General features: G+C 45.3%; 16 protein-coding genes. 9 read left to right on the forward strand and 7 right to left on the reverse strand.

The features are described from left to right. Positions 1 to 37: 37 nt before the first annotated feature. The 6 genes from ACLVWP_RS12590 to ACLVWP_RS12615 all read left to right on the forward strand — a co-directional run bounded on the left by ACLVWP_RS12590 (position 38) and on the right by ACLVWP_RS12615 (position 5,519). Positions 38 to 814 carry a hypothetical protein gene (locus ACLVWP_RS12590; protein ID WP_413557679.1) on the forward strand — a complete coding sequence of 259 codons (777 nt, stop codon included), beginning with the start codon at positions 38 to 40 and terminating at the stop codon, positions 812 to 814. A 122-nt stretch (positions 815 to 936) separates the two neighbouring features. Then, the gene (locus tag ACLVWP_RS12595; protein WP_413557681.1) at positions 937 to 1,545 is read left to right on the forward strand and encodes a tetratricopeptide repeat protein; all 609 of its coding nucleotides are present in this window, start codon (positions 937 to 939) and stop codon (positions 1,543 to 1,545) included. After that, on the forward strand, positions 1,542 to 3,392 hold the full coding sequence (locus ACLVWP_RS12600; RefSeq protein ID WP_413557682.1) for a hypothetical protein: 1,851 nt from the start codon (positions 1,542 to 1,544) through the stop codon (positions 3,390 to 3,392). Before ACLVWP_RS12595 ends, ACLVWP_RS12600 begins: the two co-directional genes overlap by 4 nt. After that, positions 3,382 to 3,960, forward strand: a complete 579-nt coding sequence (locus ACLVWP_RS12605; protein WP_413557683.1) for a hypothetical protein — start codon at positions 3,382 to 3,384, stop codon at positions 3,958 to 3,960. Before ACLVWP_RS12600 ends, ACLVWP_RS12605 begins: the two co-directional genes overlap by 11 nt. A gap of 12 nt (positions 3,961 to 3,972) precedes the next feature. Further along, the gene (locus ACLVWP_RS12610; RefSeq protein WP_413557685.1) at positions 3,973 to 4,755 is read left to right on the forward strand and encodes a motility protein A; all 783 of its coding nucleotides are present in this window, start codon (positions 3,973 to 3,975) and stop codon (positions 4,753 to 4,755) included. A 2-nt stretch (positions 4,756 to 4,757) separates the two neighbouring features. After that, complete coding sequence (locus ACLVWP_RS12615; protein ID WP_413557686.1) at positions 4,758 to 5,519, forward strand: flagellar motor protein MotB; 762 nt, start codon at positions 4,758 to 4,760, stop codon at positions 5,517 to 5,519. Between the two features lie 31 nt (positions 5,520 to 5,550). Here the strand turns inward: ACLVWP_RS12615 and ACLVWP_RS12620 are convergent, their stop codons facing one another. Then, complete coding sequence (locus tag ACLVWP_RS12620; protein WP_413557687.1) at positions 5,551 to 5,967, reverse strand: hypothetical protein; 417 nt, start codon at positions 5,965 to 5,967, stop codon at positions 5,551 to 5,553. Positions 5,968 to 6,150: 183 nt separating this feature from the next. Between ACLVWP_RS12620 and ACLVWP_RS12625 the strand changes: the two genes are divergently transcribed. The 3 genes from ACLVWP_RS12625 (at position 6,151) to ACLVWP_RS12635 (ending at position 8,771) form a co-directional block, all read left to right on the forward strand. Continuing rightward, positions 6,151 to 6,960 (forward strand): intradiol ring-cleavage dioxygenase, encoded by an 810-nt coding sequence (locus ACLVWP_RS12625; protein WP_413557689.1) that lies wholly within the window; start codon positions 6,151 to 6,153, stop codon positions 6,958 to 6,960. A 168-nt stretch (positions 6,961 to 7,128) separates the two neighbouring features. Then, positions 7,129 to 8,295, forward strand: coding sequence for a bifunctional 2-methylcitrate synthase/citrate synthase (locus ACLVWP_RS12630; protein WP_413557691.1), 1,167 nt, complete (start codon positions 7,129 to 7,131; stop codon positions 8,293 to 8,295). Between the two features lie 224 nt (positions 8,296 to 8,519). Then, positions 8,520 to 8,771, forward strand: coding sequence for a hypothetical protein (locus ACLVWP_RS12635; protein WP_413557692.1), 252 nt, complete (start codon positions 8,520 to 8,522; stop codon positions 8,769 to 8,771). Positions 8,772 to 8,827: 56 nt separating this feature from the next. On the opposite strand, the gene ACLVWP_RS12640 is transcribed toward ACLVWP_RS12635, so the two are convergent. From ACLVWP_RS12640 to ACLVWP_RS12665, 6 genes are all read right to left on the reverse strand, one after another. After that, complete coding sequence (locus ACLVWP_RS12640; protein ID WP_413557693.1) at positions 8,828 to 9,298, reverse strand: hypothetical protein; 471 nt, start codon at positions 9,296 to 9,298, stop codon at positions 8,828 to 8,830. Beyond that, positions 9,295 to 10,407: a hypothetical protein gene (locus ACLVWP_RS12645; RefSeq protein WP_413557695.1), complete on the reverse strand. Its 1,113-nt coding sequence runs from the start codon at positions 10,405 to 10,407 to the stop codon at positions 9,295 to 9,297. Before ACLVWP_RS12645 ends, ACLVWP_RS12640 begins: the two co-directional genes overlap by 4 nt. Before the next feature lie 181 nt (positions 10,408 to 10,588). Continuing rightward, entirely contained in the window at positions 10,589 to 12,097 is a 1,509-nt protein-coding gene (locus tag ACLVWP_RS12650) for a methyl-accepting chemotaxis protein (RefSeq protein ID WP_413557697.1), read from the reverse strand. Between the two features lie 94 nt (positions 12,098 to 12,191). Then, positions 12,192 to 12,749, reverse strand: a complete 558-nt coding sequence (locus ACLVWP_RS12655) for a hypothetical protein (RefSeq protein WP_413557699.1) — start codon at positions 12,747 to 12,749, stop codon at positions 12,192 to 12,194. A 72-nt stretch (positions 12,750 to 12,821) separates the two neighbouring features. Beyond that, a complete protein-coding gene (locus ACLVWP_RS12660; RefSeq protein ID WP_413557700.1) occupies positions 12,822 to 14,960 on the reverse strand; it encodes an FUSC family protein in 2,139 nt (712 codons plus the stop codon). Positions 14,961 to 15,033: 73 nt separating this feature from the next. Beyond that, positions 15,034 to 15,390: a VOC family protein gene (locus ACLVWP_RS12665; protein ID WP_413557701.1), complete on the reverse strand. Its 357-nt coding sequence runs from the start codon at positions 15,388 to 15,390 to the stop codon at positions 15,034 to 15,036. Between the last annotated feature and the right edge of the window lie 6 nt (positions 15,391 to 15,396).

Consider the following 15,396-nt stretch of genomic DNA (forward strand, 5'->3'; position numbering starts at 1 on the left):
TCAACATTTTGTTTGATACGCAATACTCTAAGCTCACATGACCAGGAAGAATTCAGAATACATCCTAAAGTTATATGCTGTCTCCTCGGCGGTACTGATTCTCTATATTGCGTACTATTTCGCAAATCATGCGAGCCCGATTAAACCAGCAAATACAGCACAGAATAATAAGAAGTATCCAGTCATTGGTCACATCAACTATTTAGATGGCGATGTTCGCTTGCGTATGGGAGGAGAACTCCTGTGGCTCCCCGCGAAGCTGGGTGAAATAATCCGCGACAACGACACGGTCTTCACTGGTAGCAACGGAAAGCTTCAGATCTTCTTACATCAGAGTACATTTCTTCAAGTATCCAAAGACTCTCTGGTCCGAGTGACTCGCAGAAACAATCTAAACACCGTTCACCTTGAAGAGGGAGAAGTCCAGCTCTCCTCTCCCACAGAGGACGAAGCCGTCCTGCGTGTAAATGATCGTTCGCGAGTTTTAAAGCTGACAGGTGTTGATGAAAAAGTAACCTATCAAGGTGAACGTCAATTGCAGCGACAAAAACGTGTGCAAATGGCGATGGCAGCCCCCGAAGAATTCGCCGAAGCCCAACGCGAAACATTTAACGAAGAGTCCGCTTACAATTTTCCAGAACAACAGCCCGACGTAGAAATGGAAAATACACCAACTGACACAAATGAAGTCAAGAAGGCCTCTCTTGATGATGAAACGACGAAGAGTTTCATCATGTGGCTCGCACTTGGGTATGGTCTGTTCTCTCTGCTCGCAGTGAAAGAGCTTGTAAATATCCGTAAGAACTCTATCTAATTAAACTTCTTGGAGTCAGTATCCACTCTAACAACACTCGCATTCTCTTCTAAGGTCCATTCATCTCATTATGAGCGCATCCGATAAATTTTCTGATAATACAGAAAGTTTCGGAGGAGAACATGATGTTTAAATTGCAGCTACTAGTGTTGACGCTAATGTTAGGCGCATGCAGTTCTAAACTTGTTGTGCAAAGTGAGCCATCACCGGCTTCTGTCACTATTTCTGTTCAAGGACAAAACAATCGCGTTAAAGTAGGCGACACTCCCCTAGAACTTACTGAAGTTCAAATTGCTGAAACTTTGAAACTAAGCCCTGAGTCCTCTCAATGGATTGAATTCCGTTTTGAAAAGAAAGACTTTGAATCTAAAACGATCCTTTTGCCCTCTAATCGCTGGGGCGAGATGACGAAAATCGTAAAGATTCGTCTGACGCCATCTGAAGATGCTTCTACAACAGCAACCAAGATCCTTAAGTATTTCTTCAATGCGAAAAAATTCGTTGAAACTAGACAGTTTGAAGCAGCCCACCAAGAAGTGGACAAAGTTTTAGCTATTGATAGTCAAAACTCCCAAGCAATGACAATGAAGGCTGGTATCTATTACCTACAAAGTAATATTGATGATGCTCGTAAGCTTTATAAAAAAGCTCTTGAGATTGATCCCGGCTCTAGTGATGCGATCAAAATGCTTGAAAAAATCCAACGCGATCAAGGGGGAACTATCGAATGAAGTTCATAATCTCCCTGATCATCTTACTTATATCAGTTGCAGCTTGGCCACAAACCAACAACTTGGCATCTGATGTAGTAAAAATGAGAAACAACATCGAGACCGAAGTGCGCCGCAACTTGGAGGACTTGATTTCCACTCGCTTGGAAAGAAAGACCTTCAACGTCGCCGTTCGTGCTCAACTGTCCCCGATTCAGCCACCTAAAAAAGAAAAAGAACCAGAACCGGATAAATTACCAGACGGTTTAGACATCGGCACAATCGACGTGCGTAACGTCGTTGAATCCTATGAAAAACGTATCGAAGAACTTAAACTAAAAAAAGAACAGCTTAAAGAAGAGAAACAATTCCAAATCTCGTCTTTAGAAGTTTTCGTGGGTCTTGATACAGATGCCTACCCTGAGTCCTATGCCAAAGAACTTAATAAATGGTTGCAAGACCGTTTAACTAAAGACTATGGCCGTGTCGCGAAAGCAACGGTTGGCAAAATCACTCAAAAGTTAGAAAAGCCTAAGGAACCAATTCCGGTAAAACCTGAACCTCCACCAGAGTCATTCATGCAAGCTTTGCGTAAATGGGCTCCGGTGATTGCTGCAGGCTTGATGGCGCTTGCCTTGATGATCCTAGGTTTCTTATTGAAATCTGGTATGGGTCAAATCGCTTCTGCGCAAAAACCTCTGACGATTGAACAAAAAGGCGAATTAGCTCTTGAAAACTCCTCTGCCGACGAACTGACTGGCGGAGACAATCAAGATCTACTCCCCGCTCCGGTCAGCCGTCTTGCCAGCGAAGAACTTGATATGATGATCAAGAAAATCGCTTTCGTCTGCATGGAAATTGGCGCTAGAACCAATGAACTGATCAAAGTATGGATTGATGCCAACGAAGAAGGCTTTGCAAAGACTGCTTTACTGGTCGATTGCTTAATCACGGCTCGCGAAAAAATCATGAAAGAATCTGGCGCGATGGCAGCCCTGCGCATCCCGCTTGAACAAGAAATGATTTCTAACTACGAAGAACACTTGGCCGAAGCTTACCGCAATGTCGGTATGATGGATGATCCAGAGAAATTGAAAATGCTGAAAGGTATTTACTGGGATCTTATCAGTGTTCGAACATTGGGTATTCAGTCACTTCGTCGTCCATTCGATTTCTTGAATCAAACGTCTGTTTCTGACGTGAAAGATCTTTTGGAGCACCAACCCGATGACACTCGTGCCCTAGCCATGATGTATCTTCCGAAAGAAACGCAAACAGATCTTTTAACAGAGATGGATGAGTTCAACAAATTGAACACCATCCGCAGTATGTTGTTGAATGCTGAAGTTGACGTTAAAAAACTTTGGGACCATGACACGAGCGTAAAAGTGGTTGTCGAGTCTCAGCTGTCGAAAGAACAAACTCGCCTGGTCAATCTCTTCCCAAGAACTTTGGAAGCGATTCAGACACTATCGCCAGTGGACGAGATTACGACATTGCGCAAAGTTTCACCTTCCCTTCCAATGGATGGTCGCAACTTGAAGCACAACTATCTGACTCTTGCGTTCGTCGACGAATGGAAACCAGACTATGTTCGCCGTCTGACACAAATTGCAACGTCAGAAGAAGTTCTGAATTTGATCCGCGTGGTCCCACAAGCTCAAGATATTATCTTGGCTCAATGTCCACCGATGATGAAAACGATTTTGGCCGACGATTTGAAGCTCGCTTCAAAAGTAGATCCAAACGTTCAGAACCAAAAAGTAAAAGGTTTGAAAGCGAAGTGGGCAAAACTGGTTCAATCAGAAAATATCACGATCGCCCGTATGTATGTGGACCGTGATATGGGAGCTGCCAATGTTGCGTAAACTAGGCCTCCCACTTTTTGTACTGATGATGAGCTTAAGTCCATTGGCGCAAGCAGGCTTCCGCGTGTCTGGGGGCCTGGGTTTAGGTTCAACGACGACAAGCAATGAGATTTCCGAAGACGAAGGACCTCTGACAACTTTGATCACGGTGGACTATGTCTATCACTCAAAGTTGCTTTTGGGATTTGAGCACTTGCGCTCTCTTTCTATGAGCCCTCCGGCGACTTCGAACTCGTTTTCTGGCCTTTTCTTTCAGTGGTATTGGAATGCAGTTCCGACACCGTATTTGAAAGCTGAAAGCCTCGACACGAACGAAATTATTTTTAGAGATATTGGATATTTCTGGGGCGCTGGTTTTGGTATTGGACAATCCAATAATCTTCCCGATGCCCAAGGAAAAACTTCGAACGCGGCGGGATTTTATCTCTCCCCTCGAGTCGGTGCTGATCTTCAGCTCACGGGTCGTATGGGAGTTCGCGGCGAGTTTATCATGGCCATGACAACAATCGGCACTGGGTCGATGTCGTCTATGTCCTTGGTTGGTTCCCTTTTCTATAGTTTTAAATAAGGAGTTACGGCAATGAATTTATCAGCACTATTAGGTCTTTTGATGGCCTTCTCTGTTATGATCGGTGCGATGGTGACATCGACTGATAAAGCAAAGATCTTTTTAGATGTGCATGCCTTCGTCATCGTTATCGGCGGTACGATCGCCGCCAGTCTTTTAAGCTTCTCTGCCAAAAAGCTCCTAGCCCTAGGCAAAGTGTTCTTTAAAAGAACTCTAGGTAAAAACGACGACATCAATGTCGCGATCGTTGAAATGGTGGACCTAGCAAAAGGTTACCGTGAAAACGAAAACTACCTTCGTGATAAACACGCCAATCTTAAAACTCCTTTTTTAAAGGAAGCTATTGGCATGCTAAACGAAGGTGCGATCGATACAGATCAAATGGATAAAATTCTGACGAAACGTGCGCACAACATGGCTCACCGTCACGAGGAAGACGCAGAGATCTTTAAAGCTCTGGCGAAATTCCCTCCTGCCTTCGGTCTTTTGGGTGCGGTTATCGGTATCATCTCTTTGATGCAAACAATGGGTGGCGCTGATGCCGCTCAAAAAATGGGTCCGGCTATGGCCATCGCCCTGGTTGCGACGATGTATGGTATCGCGGTTGCGAACTTTATCTTTTTGCCATTGGGTGAAAACTTAGCAAAAGCAAATCGTATGGATCAAATCATTCGTCAAATGGTGATCGACGGATTCAAACTGATCCGCGACAAAAAGCATCCTATCGTTGTTGAAGAAAGCATTAAGAGTTACCTGCTTCCAAGTGAACGCGGCGATACTAAGAAAGCGGCTTAATTATGGGTTTGCGTAAGTCCAATCTTAAACCGGTCCCTGCTCAAGAGGAGAATAAAAAATCTCTTCACGATCAGTATCCGGAACTTCATGATGATCACGAGGCTTTGCCTCCGACGATCATCAAAAAAGAAGAGGGCGAAGGCCCTTGGCTGGTCAGTTATGCTGACTTGATGACATTGTTAATGGGTTTCTTTGCGATGATGTTCAGTATGTCAAAGCCCGACCCTGCTAAAATGGAACAAGCCAAAAAATCGGCGGTGGAACGTTTTGGTGGTCACTACGAGGAACCTTACAAAGCCTTGGAAAATGCTTTAAAGAAAACTTTGAAAGCGAACGGTCTTGAAAAACAAGTGCAGATCGAATCTGGTTTTGATGGCGTGACGATGACTTTCACAGGAACGCTGTTTTTCGAGAGCGGTGACTTCCGTGTCAAAGAAGAAGCTGTGAACATCGTCAACAAACTGGCGGGCACTATTCAAAAAGATGCCCAAGGTTACAATATCAAGATTGAAGGTCACACTGACAGCGCTCCGATCTCCCACCCTATTATCGCAAGTAACTGGGAACTGTCGGGCCTGCGTGCTGCTCGTATCGCGCAGCTTTTTGAAAGCAATGGATTTCAACGCAAGCAGCTTTCCATGCTCGGCCTGGGTGATACCAAGCCCATTGTTCCAAATGACAATCCCGACGGTACGCCGAACTTAGAAAACCGGGGTAAAAACCGGCGCGTGATGATCAAGGTCTTTAAAGAACCTACTGAATAAAAAAAGCCCGGCGATGAACCGGGCTTTTTTATTAGAACACGTCTTGTGGTCTATACATTTTATAAACGAATTCATAGGCAGACAGGCGACAGAATCCTGTCTCAGAGATCGCCATCGTTCCACCGTCCGCATCGTGATTTGCCTCGCAACGATCAATCATGGCACGAAGCAAGTTCATATCAGCCTCTTTCGGTGAAAGTTTTTCTAGGTGATAAGAACAAACCGTCATTGCGATACTCGTCGTCGTATAATCGACACTTGCACCCCAAGCACAGGCTTTCGCCAAATCAATAGCTTCGTGGCAAGTCTCTTTGCGAGCGATCACTTCTGTAAAAATACCTGGGTCATTCAGGACATCATTACCCTTTTCATCGACACAGCCCTGAGCCATTGCAAAAGACGACATCAACAGAGTTCCTAATACGATAAACGCTTTAATAGAGTTCATATTCGATCCTTTTTATAAATGTATTTAGTTCGTTACAGGAAGGGATATGCCCTATTCATGATGATCTGCATAATAGAATGATTAGAACTCTGTCGTCTAAAAATTAGAATTCTCACCCTGGCACGAATCCACCGTCCTTCAACAATTGCTCCTTATTCTTTAATAAGTACGGAGGTACTTTATATGTGCGATCAAGCACCTAAATTCAATGGAATGCAAAGACGCCAACTTTTAGCCGCTCTGATTGGAGCTGGCGCAACCGTGATGTTTGCAGGATGCAATCAAGCGGGCTTCTCTCCTGCCACATCTTCTAGTGGCAGCGATGACTCAAGTGATACGGTTGGTGGTGCCTGTGTCGAAAGTGCGAATGAAACAAATGGCCCGTTCCCTGCCGATGGTTCAAATACAGCGGGTGATGGAACGTCGACGAGACTTGATAAAGTTTATACAGGCTCCCCGATCATTCGCAGCAACATTGCAGAATCGTTCAGCGGAGTGCCGTTAACTTTGAATATCTCCTTACAAAATGTGCGTAACAGCTGCTCGACTCTGCCAAACTATTACATCTATATCTGGCACTGCACTCCCACGGGAGTTTACTCTGCCTACACAGCCTCCAATAATGGTGGTTCGCATTCGAGCTCGGAAAGTTACTTCCGTGGTATTCAGCAAACTGATTCAAATGGTGAGGTGACCTTCACCACGATTTATCCAGGTTGGTACACAGGACGCGCGATTCACATCCATGCGGAAGTTTATGCAGGCCTTGATGATGCGTCTCCGATTAAGATCACACAGTTTGCATTTCCGATGAGTATTAATCGCGCGGTCGCCGCGCAAACGTCCTATGGATATAAAGGAACATCGGGAATGTTAGACAATACCGCCGACAATGTTTTCAGCGACGGAACCTCCACCGAGATGCTGACAGTTGCATCCAACTCGTCAACCGGGGGTTATACTGCCTCAATTGCAGTCAGAGTTTCCGTCTAAAGCGCCTCTCCCATCACAAACGCATCGCAAAATCCTACCTGCCACACTGCCTCCTCCCCTCCTCCTCTTGACCGAGGAGGGGGCTAGGACTAGCCTCGAGCCATTACTTTAGTTTAACTTAACTCGGCGCATTCCTAAAAACCGGCAGGCGCCTTTTCGGAGGAAATAATGGCTGAATATATCAATCCTGATTACGTTCCAGAACCAGAGAAAATGAACGTAAAAAAAGGTCTTGATGGCGTGGTAATGGATACATCTTCTGTATCTAAAGTGAATCCACACACTAACTCTTTGATCTACCGCGGTTACCCAGTTCAAGACTTGGCTGAAAACTGCTCTTTCGAAGAAGTAGCTTACTTGATGTACAACGGTGAGCTTCCAAACAAAGCTCAACTTGCTGAGTTCACTAAAAAAGAACGCGCAAACCGCGACATCACTGCAACTTGCTTGAACGTGATCAAATCACTTCCACAAAAATGCCACCCTATGGATTCTATCCGTACGGCAGTATCTTTCATGGGTTGTGAAGACGCTCGTGTGTGGGATTCATCTCCTGCAACGAACATGGACAAAGCGATGATGTTGTTGGCGAAAATTCCAACGGCTGTTGCTGCTGACTACCGTTTCAAAAAAGGTTTGGATTTCATTCCTCCAAAAGCTGATTTGACGATGGCTGAAAACTTCTTCCACATGTGCTTTGGTAAAGTACCACAAAAAGAAGTTGTTAAAGCATTCGACGTTTCTTTGATCCTTTACGCTGAACACAGCTTCAATGCTTCTACATTCACAGCACGTGTTGTGACTTCAACTCAATCTGATATCTACTCTGCAACTGTTGCGGGTATCGGTGCGTTGAAAGGTCCTTTGCACGGTGGTGCGAACGAAATGGTTATGCATATGATGAAAGAAATCGCTGACCCAGCAAAAGCTGAACAGTGGATGATCGATGCATTGGCACAAAAGAAAAAAGTAATGGGCTTCGGTCACCGTGTTTACCGCTCTGGCGACTCTCGCGTTCCAACTATGAAAAAGTACGCACAAGTTATGGCTGACGTAACTGGCGAACAAAAATGGATGCAAATGTACACGGCTTTGGAAAAAGTTATGGTTGATAAGAAAAAGATCTACCCTAACCTAGATTTCCCAGCGGGTCCTGCATACTACATGATGGGCTTCGAGATCGACTTCTTTACTCCGATCTTCGTTATGGCTCGTACAACTGGTTGGTCTGCTCACATCATGGAGCAAACTGCTGACAACCGCATCATCCGTCCTCTTTCTGAGTACGTAGGTGCTGAGCAACGCAAAGTTGTTCCTTTGTCTGAACGTAACTAGTTTTTATTGCCGCGCAAATGAAAAACCCCATTCCAAAAGAATGGGGTTTTTTTATTCAAAAATTTCAGTCATTTACAAACGCCTTCAAATGAATCGCGAACGTGTGAAGAAAATTTCAAACCCAATTTGTTGCGATCCTTTTTTTTAAAGGCTTACCATGTTCAACAGATAACTGTTTTGAATCTTTTCGTTTCGATTCGTTTAATTTGTTTGGAGGTATTTACATGAAAGTTTTGAATGCAACAATCGCACTAGCATCTGTTATCGCTTTTTCAACTGCAAACGCTGCTGAATCAGCTCAAATGCAACAACCAACAGACGCGTCTGTAAACAGCCACTCTGTTCAACAACACACAGAAGTGCAAAAAGATAGCAAAGGCGCTATCAAAAGAAAAAAATCAACAGTTGAAGAGCAAAACTTGCAACAGCAACAACAAGCTGTTCCTTCAACTCAACAACCAGCTGCTGGTCAATAGTTGATAGTGGGAGTCTCGTTCACACAGTTATCGCGAGACTCCTGCTTAATTTAAATTTATTCAGAGTAAAATAGAATCTCACCTTCACGGATGATCTTACCAAGCTCCCCGCCTCCGTCTTGAGTGCGGCAACCTTGGACTTCAGAAATCTCGCCATCTTTCACCAGTCGAATACTGAATGGAGTTTTGCACTCCTCACCGACGACTGGCCCCGCCTTATACTTTTCAGCGAAATCATAGATACGATTGGCAAAGGAAATATAGTTATCTCTAGAGATCTTACGCTTCTCGATCACTTTTTCATTCACAACACTCTTAGCACTGAACTCCGCATCACCTACCGACTGCAATTCGAATAAATAGCTATTGTGGCGAAGAGCATAGTTAATGCTGATGGTGTTACTAGGAACCTTGGATGCTTCCGGCGATATAAAGTTTTTTTCCTTCGCGGGCTTCGTCGCACAGGCAGCTAAAAAAGCCATCGACATCAATAATGGATATTTTGAAAAACCCTGCGTCTTTCTCATAGACGTCCCTTCGCTTTCGGTGGTTCGAAACGGCAATACGGCTTCGGGGTTGGCGAAGTCGTGCATTGCAATTCCTTACGCAATAATGCGTTTCTGGCGAATATGCCTTTTACACGGATGATATCAGTAGGATAGTAGTCTAAGTTTACTTTTTCAAACCCTGATGAATCGTCACAAAGATCGCGAACTGCATTTACCGCCGCGTTCACTTTATCCTTCAGAGTGTACTTACTTTGTTTTTTAATCGAGCGAGCCAGAATCTCTGAACCCAACCAGTCCGCGAAAACTTCTGAGGTTTTATCTTTGTTGCCACACTGAGCTTCTTCTTTTTTAATCCACTGATTGTCGACGAAACACTGAACCAAGCCCTCGTAGACTCCATAATTCATCGGAGCCCCGTGCTGGATTTCACAGGGATCAATCGCGTGAGCCAACTCATGAGCCATCGTAAAAATGATGCTGAATTCAGAGGACGTATTTAAAACGTAGGCTCCGCCTACACGGACGCGAAGCTCACCTTCGTGACTTCGCTCATAATAGATCTCACTCTTGGTATACAGATCTGTCGCATCGGAATAGGTTTCCCGATTTTCTGGAAGCTCCAACATGACTTTATGAATACGACCAATCAGAACATCTTTATCAGTCCCAGTAAAAATCTGCGATGATTGCTGATTGATCAGATCTACCAGTTCGCGGCGAACGCCTTCAAAAATACGATTGAGTTTGTCTTTACGCTCTTTGGTGTAAATACGAGCGACCAGCTCATTTTCAATCTGCTCGGTTGTCCAGCCAGGATTTGTTCTGACGATTCTGCGTAGCACTCGAAGCGCGCGAATTTCCCCACGATAGTCTAGGGATGTCTCCCCCGTAGGATCAGCCACAGGAGCGGCTTTGCAGATGGCATCGTAGCTCTTAGCACAGAACAAGGCATTCGCCGGGATTTCCCGAACGTCGCCCTCCGAAGCGGGCATTTTATCAATAGGTGATGTTGTCTTTTCACTGACTGGCGCCGCTTGAGAACTGGGCGAGTTGAATTGCAGGAAGGCCCCTATTCCTAGGCCTCCTAAAACCAGCACGAGCAAAAGAAGATACGTCCTTACCTTCATATATAAATGCTATCAAAAAGAGACAGTTAAACCTACGATAAAGGGCTTTATTTAGCGAGACCTCGATAAAACTCCTATGGGAATCTCATTATAAGGACTCCAAGCAAATTTTATTCGATTATACCTCAAAAAAAAGGGAGTCCATGAGGGACTCCCTTTTAGATTCACGAATTTAGAGGATTCACGCAGTTCTCACTAAGCGAACCACGTTATTTGGAACACTTTCCCTCGCAGCAGCCCTCCCTTCCTGACTTTCCCCGTCAAGTAACTGACGAAGATCTTCAACCACATTTTGCAACTCAACAGCTTGCCCCGAAAGCTCTTGCGCTGAAGCTGCTACTTCTTCAGACGCGGCAGAGTTCACTTGGGTTGTGGTGTCGAGCTGATTCATGGCTTTATTAATTTGATTCACACCTTGTGCTTGTTCGTGACTGGCTTGAGCCACTTCCTGACTCATCTCAGCCACTTTATGAATGGTCTCGTTGATTTCCTCAAAAACTCGTCCACTGATTTCTGCGGACTTCACACCTGATTGGATTTTCTCTGAGCTTTGATGAATAAGCTCTGCAATTTCTTTAGCGGCATTCACACTGTCTTGAGAAAGTTTGCGAACGGCATCGGCCACGACAGCGAATCCTTTGCCTTGCTCGCCTGCACGCGCCGCCTCCACCGCTGCATTAAGAGCCAGAAGATTGGTTTGAAAGGCAATGTCGTCAATCATCGCAATGATGTCTTCAATTTGTTTCGATGAGGCTTCGATCTCGCGAATGGCTTTTATCAAAGTTTGTACTTCGGCTTGGCCTTTTTCTGAACCACGAACGGCTCTCTCAGCAAATTCCGCTGCTTTATGACCGCTCTCCGAATTCACTTGCACCATGGAGTTCACCTCTTCAAGTGAAGCCACGGTTTCCTCGATAGAGGCCGCGGATTCAGTTGAGCCCTGTGCCACTTGTTCACTCGTTTGAAAAAGCTCTTTGCTGGCATGAAGCATATTGCTGGAATTTTCTGACAAAGAACGAACTGCTGTTGTGAGTTTTCGATTCAGATTGTAAATCACCCATCCAGAGAACCCCAAAGAGACCGCAATCCCAATAAGACCGATTAGATCGACGATTTTTTCTTTATGGGCGATTAATGCTGCATCTTTTTTGGAATCTTCAACCATCAGTTGCAGACGCAATGCTGAAAGCTCCTGAAGCTTTTTAGACATTTCGGCAGCCACCGGGCGATACTTGGCTTCTAAGACATCATGGGCACTGCCCTTGTCACCAGAGCGAAGTTTCTCAATAGCTAATTGAGCGTTGGGTTTTGCAGAATTCCAGAGTTCGTGGATAGCTGCAAATTTCTGAGCAGTACTTGCTCCATGGGGTATTTTCTCGTACTCCTCGACCGCCTTATCAAAGGCCTCGATCGAACCTACAGCTTTGGTGATTTCAGAGTGGACTTCCTCAGAGCTTTCCGCTGTCACAGCATTTAAGACATATCTTTGCAGACTTTCTGTCTCTTTGGACATCTGACCCGTATAAGTAATGGAAGGACCACGAACGAAGTTTGCTTGATGCAAACTTTCTTGAAGAACAGCGATACTCTGTCCCGCTTCATAGTACAGAACCGCTGTGACTGCGAATGGAATTGCAACTAAAAGAACTAACTTACCGCGAATACCTTTGAACCAACGTGCAGAAATCATAACTACCTCCAGTGCGTACACTTAGTCTCCGCAAAAAATATGGAGAGAGAGAGTGGAAGTACTGAAGGTAATATCACATTGAGAAGGTGAGGTTTTATTTCACCGCTATTTGGATTGTTTTAGAATCGAAACGCATACGCTCTTTATTATAAGATGCGAGAACGTTTTTAAAGTCTTCCGCGAATTTCTTTTGTGCTAAAGAAGTCTGCAAGCTGTCCTTGGCCACAGGCAAAGACAAAATATAATCACTGCGACGAACTAAGTTTTGGAACTCAAATTCATTCACGGATTCAAACTTTTTTACTTTCGCGTGTTTTTCAAAAAGGACAGCCATGATTTGCAAATGGCTTTTTAGATCTTTTGAGAACTGTTTTTGTAATGAGGCTTCATCAATCCCACGCTTCCATTTTTGCAAGAAGCTATAGCCGCCCGCATTCATCAAAGGCTCTAATTGTGAATCTAAGTTTTCAGCAGAGAGTGTAGCCGCTCTTAAATCGGCAATCACCAGGCGATGCCAGCTTTTGCTTACAGCGGAGACCTTTTGTGGCTGTCTCGTTTTGATAAACGCCTTTTTCGGAGCCGCCTCAGCCGCTGAAATACCGATAATAAGCGTTAGAACCACTACTACAACAACTTTCAACTTAGACAACATCAGAGATACCCCTTTCAAGCGTTCACGAATAGAGAACATTTCAAAGGGCGTGCCCAGTCTCAGGCTGAGACACTAGGATTTCTGAGCTTGCAGACGATTCTGATGAAGTCTGTTCACCACGAGCTCACGCAAAGTATTCAGACTGTTGGTCATGCGATCCGTTTCGTCAAAGAACAAACCGTGACGCTCTTGTTCCGGGCTGATTTTTGCGAGCTCAATGTAGGCAGCACGCAAATCAGGATATTCGTTATTAGGAACGTTCCGTCCGCGCAGCTCTTCTGAAAGATTTTGCAAGGTCACCTCGATCTTAGCTTCAAAGTTTGCAAAGATCTTTTGCTGTTCCGTATCCAACGCAAATGGAGACGCTGACTCAATCGCTACCATCGCATGCGCAAAGCGGTTGCTAGCAGCCGTGATGCCCGCTAAAAACTCGCGGTCCACATCAGTTGATCCTCGTTCAGACAGATAGCGATTCATCGAAGCCACGAACTCCGCACGAGCCACTCGGGATTGCTGGCGCAACTGATCTCTTTCGTAAGTATTAGGATTGCCACCACCATAGGTTTGCTGAGCCACCGCGTGAAATGACTTGCGATAAGTATCTAGCATCCTTGCGACCACTTCTGAAAGCTGCGTTTTCTCCCACGTCGGCCATAGCATATAAGCCAGCATCGCCAGGGCTCCACCCACAACGGTATTCACTCCGCGTGTCCAAATCACATCCTTAGGAGGCACACCGGTCATGGCAACTAAAAGCACAACAACAGAACTCAAACAAATCGCAAAAATTCCGTAATTCGCTCTTCCCACCCAGCGCATGAAAAACATAAAGATCACCATCAAAGCGATGCTCCAAATTTGTCCCCCGGGGAAAACATGAAATAAGGCCGTCGCCAAGATCAAACCAATGATCGTTCCACCCACACGCAAAAGACCGCGATTGAAGGTCGACGCATAATCTGATTTCAAAACAATCGCCACCGTCATCGGAATCCAATAGGCACGATCAATCGAAAGCAAGTGCCCGACGACTTCCCCCACAGCGATACAAATTGAAAGACGAAGAGCGTGACGAAATCCCGGCGACTGAAAGGTAAAGTTCGCACGCAACGTCGCCCATACCCCACGGAAACGGAAACGCCAAGGACGAGCATTTTCATTTTTTTCAGATTCGATCATTCCCGCCTCAGTCGTGCGGGCGGCAAGTTCAATCACCGCGCGCGATTGTCCGACCATATTTTCCATTTGGCGAAGGGCATCGCTTAAAACTCTTTTCATAAACGCACTTTGTGCGCTGAAGTCGCTATCGCGAACTTTGGCCGTGTCCACTTCGATCGCTTTTAAATATTCGCGAGCTTCTTGGATATGGGTTTCATCACTGATGATGATTGCGACTTTTTGCAGAAGCATTTTTTCTTTGTCCAAAAAATCCGCAATAATATCCAATGACGGATTCCCAGGATTTTGACGTTCAATACGGGATTTCAAACGCGTCAGCGACAAAATTCCCAAACGCAAACGCTCCCCTTGAGTCAATAGCGAGCGATAACGTCTGCCCTCGGGACGAGAGTCTTGAGAGATCGCACCTAGATTAATTTGCGTGCGAATACTTTGCGAGCTGCCCCCTGGGATTTCATCGGGCTTAAACTGCAAATCACAAAGTGTTGAAAGATCACTAAAGAAAACACCCAAGGCCCGGCGTTCAGGACGATAGCGACGCAAAGGCCACAGCGCGAGTGCCAACAATGCTTGTATCCCCGCTCCTAGCAAAGCAAAAAGGCTCAGATGGAAGGCCTGTTGCGGATCCATGGGATGTGCTCCAAAGACCACGAAGGTCGCAATCGCCAACACTCCTAAATCCGCCAGCACTGTATCAAGGACAATGGAATATCCAGCAGCGAAAGCCAGCACTGTTAATAGCAACAAAGATACCACAGGATTTTTAGCAAAGATGGAAGCCAAGAACACTAAGATCACGGTGACGATGGCGACTCGAAACATACGTTTGGCGCGAAAAGCATAGGCATCGTTATTATCAGAAAGACAGGCGTTGATGGCTCCCAGAGCCACAATCATGCCCACCGTATCCGAATGCAACCACACCCCTATGAGCATCGACAAACCCACAGCAACTGCGCTGCGCAATGCAACCCAAAGATCTAACATGGAACGGTCAAATGTAAAAAGAGGTGCCCAGAACGAAGACTTCATCCCTCTATGCTACTCCTCTGACCGAGTGAGACAAGCTTAGAAACTATAAGATTTTGTTAGTGAAATGCGAAGGTTACTTCTGACAAAGTTCGATAGAATGACCATCAGGATCTAGGATAATGGCCTTTTTCCCGTCGGGCATGTCTGTAGGGTCCAAAATCAGCATCGAGCCCGGCACTTGTGCCATATCAGCCACAGTTTTTTCCAGCTCTGTAATTTGAAAACCTAATTGAAGACTGGGAATCTGAGATTTCTGCGCAGACGGCAGAGAATAAAGGGAGAACTCAACCCCATCGTGCAGAGCACGGTACACTTCACTTCCTTTATCAACCCGCACCATCTGGAATTTAAGGCCAATTCGGCTATAAAAATCCAGCATGTTCTGTAGCTGTGCAGTGTTTATTGTGATAGAAGTTAGAACCAAACTCATTGCTCT

It is taken from the genome of Bdellovibrio sp. HCB209 (assembly GCF_047306065.1).
Taxonomy (GTDB): Bacteria; Bdellovibrionota; Bdellovibrionia; order Bdellovibrionales; family Bdellovibrionaceae; genus Bdellovibrio.